General features: G+C 72.4%; 6 protein-coding genes. 1 reads left to right on the top strand and 5 read right to left on the bottom strand.

Translation table 11 applies throughout. The annotated features are described in order from the left end of the window. Positions 1-561: 561 nt before the first annotated feature. The 4 genes from ABD317_RS29905 to ABD317_RS29890 all read right to left on the bottom strand — a co-directional run bounded on the left by ABD317_RS29905 (position 562) and on the right by ABD317_RS29890 (position 5,078). Positions 562-1,410, bottom strand: a complete 849-nt coding sequence (locus tag ABD317_RS29905) for an S-methyl-5'-thioadenosine phosphorylase (RefSeq protein ID WP_344293826.1) — start codon at positions 1,408-1,410, stop codon at positions 562-564. A 34-nt stretch (positions 1,411-1,444) separates the two neighbouring features. Next, positions 1,445-1,855 carry an FmdB family zinc ribbon protein gene (locus ABD317_RS29900; protein ID WP_344293824.1) on the bottom strand — a complete coding sequence of 137 codons (411 nt, stop codon included), beginning with the start codon at positions 1,853-1,855 and terminating at the stop codon, positions 1,445-1,447. A gap of 67 nt (positions 1,856-1,922) precedes the next feature. Next, positions 1,923-3,227 (bottom strand): MFS transporter, encoded by a 1,305-nt coding sequence (locus ABD317_RS29895; protein ID WP_344293830.1) that lies wholly within the window; start codon positions 3,225-3,227, stop codon positions 1,923-1,925. Positions 3,228-3,563: 336 nt separating this feature from the next. Next, positions 3,564-5,078, bottom strand: coding sequence for a potassium/proton antiporter (locus tag ABD317_RS29890; protein ID WP_344293828.1), 1,515 nt, complete (start codon positions 5,076-5,078; stop codon positions 3,564-3,566). A gap of 156 nt (positions 5,079-5,234) precedes the next feature. Between ABD317_RS29890 and ABD317_RS29885 the strand changes: the two genes are divergently transcribed. Then, positions 5,235-7,925, top strand: coding sequence for a penicillin acylase family protein (locus ABD317_RS29885; RefSeq protein WP_344293822.1), 2,691 nt, complete (start codon positions 5,235-5,237; stop codon positions 7,923-7,925). Positions 7,926-7,990: 65 nt separating this feature from the next. On the opposite strand, the gene ABD317_RS29880 is transcribed toward ABD317_RS29885, so the two are convergent. Next, positions 7,991-8,333, bottom strand: a 343-nt coding sequence (locus tag ABD317_RS29880; RefSeq protein ID WP_344293820.1) for a 5-formyltetrahydrofolate cyclo-ligase, incomplete at its 5' end; no start/stop codon positions are given.

Below are 8,333 nucleotides of genomic sequence, written 5' to 3'. Positions count from 1 at the left end.
GAGTCGGGGGCGGGATCAGGGGTGGAATCGCGGGCGGACGAGCCGGGGGCTGCGGCTCGAACTCCGGCACCCCGCGCGGCGGCGGCGCCCCGCGCGGCAACGGCACCGGTCCCGCCGGGGATCTGCCCCCGCCGGGCGGCACCGCCGCGTCCGGGCCGCCGCCCCCGGCGGCGCCCTCGCCGTATCGAAAGCCGGTGCCCGGGCCCGTATCCAGGCCGGATGCGCGGGACAGGGACGGGGAGAGGGACGGGGACAGGGAAGGGGAGTCGGAGGAGGGAGCCGGAGAGGGGCCGGGAAGAGAGCGGGCCAGGGCAGACATGGCGGTCACCACCCACGTGACGAGTCGGTTGCGTTCCGTGACGCCCCTGACTCTGCCCGATCTCCGCCCGCCCCGCTCCAGCCTGTGGATAACTCCCCGGTTGTGGACAACATCGTCGCCCCGGGCTCACCTGGGGCAGGGGCCAGCCCCGGACCCGCCCGAGCCAAAGAGCCAAGGGGTCACAGAGCCAAGGGGTCACAAGGCCAAGCGGTCACAGGGCCAAGGGGGCAAGGGGCCCGCCCTTACGGCAGCTCGAACCCCGGGTCCATGCCCGCCAGCGCCCCCGCGCACAGGCAGTCCCGGTCCGCCGTCGCGGGCAGCCGCCCCACCGCGTCGAACAGCACGTCCCGCAGCCGCCCCACGTTCGCCGCGAAGACCTCAAGCACCTCCTCGTGGGAGACGCCCTCGCCGGTTTCGGCGCCCGCGTCGAGGTCCGTCACCAGCGTCATCGACGTGTAGCAAAGCTCCAGCTCGCGCGCCAGCACCGCCTCCGGGTGCCCGGTCATCCCGACCACGGCCCACCCCTGCGCCCGGTGCCACAGCGACTCGGCCCGCGTGGAGAACCGCGGCCCCTCGACGACGACGAGCGTCCCCCCGTTGACCGCCTCCCAGCCGCTCTCGTGCGCCGCCTTCAGCGCGGCCCCCCGCCCCGTCGGGCAGTACGGGTCGGCGAGGCTCACGTGCACGACGTTCGGCGTGGCGCCGTCGGGCAGCTGCACGCCGTCGTAGTACGTCTGTGTGCGCGCCTTCGTACGGTCCACGAGCTGATCTGGTACGAGCAGGGTGCCCGGCCCGTGCTCCGGCTGCAGCCCGCCCACGGCGCACGGCCCCAGCACCTGCCGTACGCCCAGGGACCGCAACGCCCACAGATTGGCCCGGTAGTTGATCCGGTGCGGCGGCAGGTGGTGCTTGCGGCCGTGCCGGGGCAGGAACGCCACGCGGCGCCCCGCGATCTCACCGAGGAACAGCGAGTCGCTCGGCGGTCCGTACGGTGTCTCGACGGCGATCTCCGTGACGTCCTCAAGGAACGAGTAGAACCCGGACCCGCCGATGACGCCGATCTCTGCCTGCTCTGTCACTGCCTCAGCCATGCCCGTCACGATAGCCGGAGTCGGCCCGGCGCCTTCAGGCGGCGGACGTACCGCTGGAGGACTTGGACGACTTAGACGACTTGGACGACTTGGACGACGACGAGGAAGACGACGAAGCCGAAGACGACGAAGAAGACGAATCCGAAGAAGACGAGGAGGAGGAAGACGAGGACTCCGAGGAGGAGGAAGAAGACGACGAAGTCGACGACTCCGAACCCTTCTTCTCGCCCGAGCCCGAGCCCGACCCGGATCCGCCCGAGCCCGATCCGCTGCGGCTGTCCGTCCGGTAGAACCCGGAGCCCTTGAAGACGACGCCGACCGCGGAGAACACCTTGCGGAGCCGCCCCTGGCAGGCGGGGCACACCGTCAGGGCATCGTCGGTGAACTTCTGCACCGCTTCGAGGCCCTCGCCGCACTCGGTGCACTGGTACTGGTAGGTCGGCACGTGCTTCCTCCTGGCACTCTCAACTGTTGAGTGCTAACGACGCTTCATCATGCAGCATTCCCGCCCGTCAGTCCACCGAGGCGGGTACCGGACGGCCGGCACCACGGAACGTGATCGTTCCGTGGCTCTCCGCGGGATGCAGCCGGCGCCGGAGCAGCAGCAGTGTGGCGCACGCGAGCGCGGTGGCCGCCAGCGGTACGAGGAACCCGGCGCTCGCCCCCGGGCCGTCGACCAGCCGGCCGGCCGCCGTGGTCGCGGCGGCCTGCCCCAGCGCGACGGCGCCCGTCAGCCACGTGAACGCCTCCGTGCGCGCCTCCCTCGGGACCAGCGCGTCCGCCAGCGTGAAGCCCGTGATCAGCGCGGGCGCGATGCACACCCCGACCGCGAGGCCGAGGCCGCCGAGCGCCGCGGCGGACTCCAGGCCCGCGACCGCCCACAGCCCGGAGGCGGTGACGACCAGCAGCGGGTACGTGACGAGCAGCCGCCGCTGCGCCGGGCCGCGCCAGTGGACCATGCCGATGGCCACGCCGGCGAGCATGTTGCCGGCGGCGAAGACCCCGTACAGGATCCCGCTCAGCCCGGGCCGGCCGATCGACTCGCTGAACGCCGTCAGGGACACCTGCATGCCGCCGAAGACCGCACCGACCCCGAAGAACGCCGCGACCAGCACCGGCAGCGCCGGCGCCCGCAGCGCCGGGGCCCGCCGCCCCCGGTACGCGCCCGCACGCCCCGCGCGCCCCCTACGCCCGCCACGCCCCGTGCGCCCTGCACGCCCCCCGCGCCCCACCGGCGGCGCCGTCCGCCGCTGTGCGGCGAACAGCAGTCCGCCGGCCAGCGTCAGCGTCCCCTCGGCCACCAGCCCGGCCGCCGGATGCACGCCCGTGCACAGCGCCGCGGCGAGCACCGGCCCGACGACGAACGTGAACTCGTCCGTCACCGACTCGAACGCCGTCGCCGTGTGCTGCAGCGGCGTGCGCGGGTCCGGCCCGGCGGCGAACAGGTGCGACCAGCGGGCCCGCACCATCGGCCCGACCTGCGGTATGGAGGCGCCGGTCGGCACGGCCGCCGCCACCAGCGCCCACCCCGGCGCGCCCGCCAGCGCGAGCACGCTGAGCAACGCCACCGAGGCGGCGTGCAGCACCACGCTCGGCACCAGCACGGCGGGCTGCCCGTGGCGGTCCGCGAGCGTGCCGCTGACCGGCGCGAAGAACGCCATGGACAGGCCGGCCGCGGCGGCCACCGTGCCGGCCAGCGTGTACGAGCCCGACGTGTGCTCCACCAGCAGCACGATGCTCATGGTGAGCATGGCGAACGGCTGCCGCGCGGCGAAGCCGGGGAGGACGAAGCTCCGGGCGCCGGGCGTCCGCAACAGCTGCCGGTAGCCCGGCCGCGCGCTCACGCTGTCGGCAGCCGCCCCCGGAGTCGGCTCCACCGGCCCACCGGAGGGCAACTCAGAAGAAGATGAAGATGAAGACGAGGAAGAAGGCGAAGAAGAAGCCGAAGGCTGGGGCGGGCGCGACACGGCCCGGTCCTTCCTGCTGCCTGGTAGTGCGCCGCGCACCGAGAGCCGTCCGCTGTGCGCACCCTCGGGGGCGCCGGCCCTGCATCAGACAGAGTCAACTGATCGTACGAATTCCTCCCCGACGATACCCAATGCCGCCGCGTACCGCCGCCGGCCGCCGGGTACCGCCTCCGCCTACCGCCCCGGCTATCGCCCCGCCTCCCCCTCCCGCCGCTCGGTCCCGCCCAGCCACCGCGCCAGCTTGCCGCCCCGCCCCACGTCCCGCAGCCGCTGCTCCGCCGCGTCCCGCACCTCGTCCGTGGCCACCACCAGCAGGTCGTCCCCCCGCCGCAGGGCGTCCGTCGGCGACGGCACGAAGCTCGCCCCGTCCCGCACGACCAGCGTCACCGCCGCCCCCGGCGGCAGCCTCAGCTCGCCGACCTCCACCCCGTGCATCCGCGACCGCTCCGGCACCGACAGCGACAGCAGGTGCCCCCGCAGCCGCTCCAGCGGCGCCGACTCGATGCCCAGGTCGTATGCCGCGTCCTTCTCCCCGAGGCGCAGCCACCGCGCCACCAGCGGCAGCGTCGGCCCCTGCACCACCGTGTAGACGATGACGAGCACGAACACGATGCTGAACACGCGTTCAGAACCGGGGACGTCGTTCACCATCGGGATCGTCGCCAGGACGATCGGCACCGCGCCGCGCAGGCCCGCCCACGACATCAGCGCCTGTTCCCGCCACGGGATGCGGAACGGCAGCAGGCTCACGATCACCGACACCGGCCGCGCCACCGTCGTCAGCACCAGTCCGATGACCACCGCCGGCAGGATGTCGTCGCCCAGCTCGTGCGGCGTCACCAGCAGCCCGAGCAGCACGAACATCCCGATCTGGGCCAGCCACCCGACCCCGTCGGCGAAGCCGCGGGTGGCCGACCAGTGCGGCAGCTTCGCGTTCCCCAGGACCATCGCCGCCAGGTAGACGGCCAGGAAGCCGCTGCCGTGCGCCAGCGCGGCGACGGCGTACGCCACCATGGCGAGGGCCATCACCGCGATCGGGTACAGGCCGGAGGCCGGCAGCGCCACGTGCCGCAGCGCGAAGGAGCCCAGCCAGCCGATCGCCAGCCCCAGCGCCGCCCCGATGGCCAGCTGCAGCAGGATCTCGCCGAGAAGGACATACCAGCTGGACACGTCGCCCGAGGTGGAGAAGGCGACGACCAGGATGACCACGGGCGCGTCGTTGAACCCGGACTCGGCCTCCATCACGCCCGTGACCCGCTTGGGCAGCGGCACCCTTCTCAGTACAGAGAACACCGCCGCGGCATCCGTGGAGGAGACGACGGCGCCCATGATGAGCGCCTGCTTCCACTCCAGACCGGCGAGGTAGTGCGCGCCGGCCGCCGTCACGCCGACGCTCGCCGCGACGCCCACGGTGGACAGCACGGCGGCGGCCGGCAGCGCCGGTCTGATCTCACGCCACTTCGTGCCGAGGCCGCCCTCCGCGAGGATCAGCGCGAGGGCCGCGTAGCCGAAGACCTGGGTCAGCTCCACGTCGTCGAAGTCGTAGCCGAACAGTCCGTCCTCGCCGACGAGGACGCCGATGCCCATGTACAGCAGGAGGCTGGGCAGGCCGGTGCGGGACGCGAGCCGGACCGCCGCGACGGCGACCAGGAGAACCAGGGCGGCGACGAGCGCGAGCTTGTTGAGGTCTTCGACTGACAGCGTTCTCCCTCTCGCCTTTGCGTGCTTGACGGAGAATTTACCCGGAGTGTCCCTGCGCCCGCTGTTCCGGGGACTGTCCAGGGGCCGTACGATGCCCGCCGGCCGGGCGCCTAAGGTTGCTCCAGCAAGTGCTCACCTGGCTCCAGAAGGACAGGCATGCCCGTCAACGAGAACGGCCGTGCGGCAGGCAAGAGGCGGCGCCGCCTCATCTTCGTCGCGATCGGTCTCGCCACCGCGCTCGTGCTGGGCCTGGGCGCGGCCGCGTTCTGGACCGTCAGCACGGTGCGCGACTCCTTTCCGCAGACCACCGGGTCGCTCAAGCTGCCCGGCCTGGCCTCGCCGGTCACGGTCAAGCGCGACGCCCGGGGCGTGCCGACGCTCTACGGGGACACCGCCGAGGACCTCTTCCGGGCGCAGGGCTTCGTGCACGCGCAGGACCGCTTCTGGGAGATGGACGTCCGCCGGCACATGACGTCGGGCCGGCTGTCGGAGATGTTCGGCGAGGATCAGGTCGAGACCGACGAATTCCTGCGCACACTGGGGTGGCGGGAGGTGGCGCAGAAGGAGTACGAGGACAAGCTCTCGGCGGAGACGAAGAAGTACCTGCGCGCCTACGCCGACGGGGTCAACGCCTACCTCGCGGACCACAGCGGCTCCGGCCTGTCCGTGGAGTACGCCGCCCTGGGGTTCGTCAACGACTACGAGCCGGAGAAGTGGACCCCCGTCGACTCCGTCGCCTGGCTGAAGGCGATGGCGTGGGACCTGCGGGCCAACGTCGAGGACGAGATCGACCGCTCGCTGCTCTCCCAGCGCTTCGACGAGGGCGAGATCGCCGACCTCTACCCGCCGTACCCGTACAAGCGCAACGAGCCCGTCGTGGCGGGCGGCAGCGCCACCGAGGACGGCTACGACCCCGAGGGCGCCCAGAGCACGTTCGGTGCCGCCACGCAGGGCCTCAGCAGCCAGATGGGCGCGCTGGCGAAGACCATGGACGACGTGCCCGCCCTCCTCGGCCCCAGCGGCAGCGGCATCGGCTCCAACTCCTGGGTGGTCTCCGGCGACCTGACCACCACCGGGAAACCGCTGCTCGCCAACGACCCGCACCTGGCCGCGCAGCTGCCGTCCGTCTGGTATCAGATGGGCCTGCAGTGCACCAGGGTCAGCGACGACTGCCCGTACGAGGTCAGCGGCTTCTCCTTCTCCGGCATGCCCGGGATCGTCATAGGCCACAACGACGACATCTCCTGGGGGCTGACCAACCTCGGCGCCGACGTCGCCGACCTGTATCTGGAGAAGGTCGAGGACGACGGTTATCTGTATGACGGCAAGACGCGCGAGTTCGGCGTCCGCGAAGAGCTGATCAAGGTCGCGGACGGCAAGGACAAGCGCATCACCGTACGCACCACGCGCAACGGGCCCGTGATCTCCGACCGCAGCGACGAGCTGGCCGAGGTCGGCAAGGAGGCCCCCGTCGGCAACTCCGCGCCCGACCGCGGCGACGGCTACGCCGTCTCGCTGCGCTGGACCGCCCTGGACCCGTCCAGCACCATGGACGCCGTCTTCGGCATCAACAAGGCCGGCGACTTCGAGGAGTTCCGCGACGCGGCCCGGGACTTCGCCGTGCCCTCGCAGAACCTCGTCTACGCCGACAGGGAGGGCAACATCGGCTACCAGGCGCCCGGCAAGATCCCGCGGCGCGGCAGCGGCGACGGCAGCCTGCCGGCGCCCGGCTGGAACCCGGCGTACGCCTGGGACGGCTACATCCCCTTCGACGCGCTGCCCTGGGAGCTGAACCCCGAGCGCGGCTACGTCGTCACCGCCAACCAGGCGGTCGTCAACGAGAACGACTACCCCTACCTGCTCACCACCGACCCCGGCTACGGCACCCGCAGCCAGCGCATCGCCGACCTCATAGAAGAGAAGATCCAGGACGGCGGGAAGATCTCCCCGGACGACATGCGCACGATGCAGCTCGACAACCACAGCGAGATCGCCGAGCTGCTCACCCCGCTGCTGCTGAAGATCGAGATCGACGACCCGATGGTGCGCGAGGCGCAGGACCTGCTGAAGGACTGGAACTACAGCCAGGACACCGACTCCTCCGCCGCCGCGTACTTCAACGCGGTCTGGCGCAACATCCTCAAGCTCGCCTTCGGCGACAAGATGCCCAAGGAACTGCGCCCGGACGGCGAGTGCCTGCGGGTGCCCCCCGCCAACCCGGCAGCCGACCCGGACGGCCCGGCCACCGTGCGCGAGTGCGGCGAGCGCGACGCCGACGCCGCCCAGCCGGACGGCGGGGACCGGTGGTTCGAGGTCGTACGGAGCATCCTCAAGGACGAGGACAACAGCTGGTGGCAGACCACCGACAGCGACGGCAAGCCCCTCGACGAGAACCGCGACGAACTCTTCGAACACGCCATGAACGACGCCCGCTGGGAGCTGACCGCCGAGCTGGGCAAGGACATCGACACCTGGTCCTGGGGCCGGCTGCACCAACTGATGCTGCGCAACCAGACGCTGGGCACCGACGGCCCCGGGATCGTGCAGTGGCTGCTCAACCGCGGCCCGTGGAACCTCAGCGGCGGCGAGGCCGCCGTCAACGCCACCGGCTGGAACGCGGCGGGCGGATACGACGTGCTGTGGGTGCCGTCCATGCGGATGGTGGTGGACCTGGCGGACCTCGACGGCTCCGGCTGGGTCAACCTCTCCGGCGCCTCGGGACACGCCTTCCACCCGCACTACACGGACCAGACGACGGCGTGGGCGAAGGGCGAGCTGTACGAGTGGCCGTTCACGGACAAGGCGGTGGAGGAGGCCGCGGAGGACACGATGACGCTGTCGCCGTGAGCCGCGCCCGTACGGACGGACGTGCGGACGTGCGGACGGCGCGGGCGCGGGACCCGGACCGCCGGCTACGGCTGCGGCTGCGGCGGCAGGAAGCGGTGCACCGCGGAGGGCGTGACCGCGGCGGTCACGGGGCGGTCGTGGGGCTCGGCGGGTACGCGGTCGAGCACCTCGCCGTCGTAGAGGAGCACGACGAGAGCGGCACCCCCGCCGGCACCGGCACCGGCCGTGCCGCGGTCACCGTCCCCGTCACCGATCCCGCCGCCGCCCGCTAGCCCGGCCGGCCCCTCCGCCCCCGCCGGCTCTGCTGCCGCTGCCGGCTCCGCCAGCCGCGCCAGCACCCGGTCGTACGACCCGCCCCCGCGCCCCAGCCGCATCCCCCGGCCGTCCACCGCGAGCCCCGGCAGCAGC

The sequence above is a fragment of the Streptomyces synnematoformans genome (assembly GCF_039531005.1).
GTDB lineage: Bacteria > Actinomycetota > Actinomycetes > Streptomycetales > Streptomycetaceae > Streptomyces > Streptomyces synnematoformans.
The sequence above is the reverse complement of the archived record's forward strand: the minus strand, read 5'-3'. Positions and strand labels throughout refer to the sequence as shown.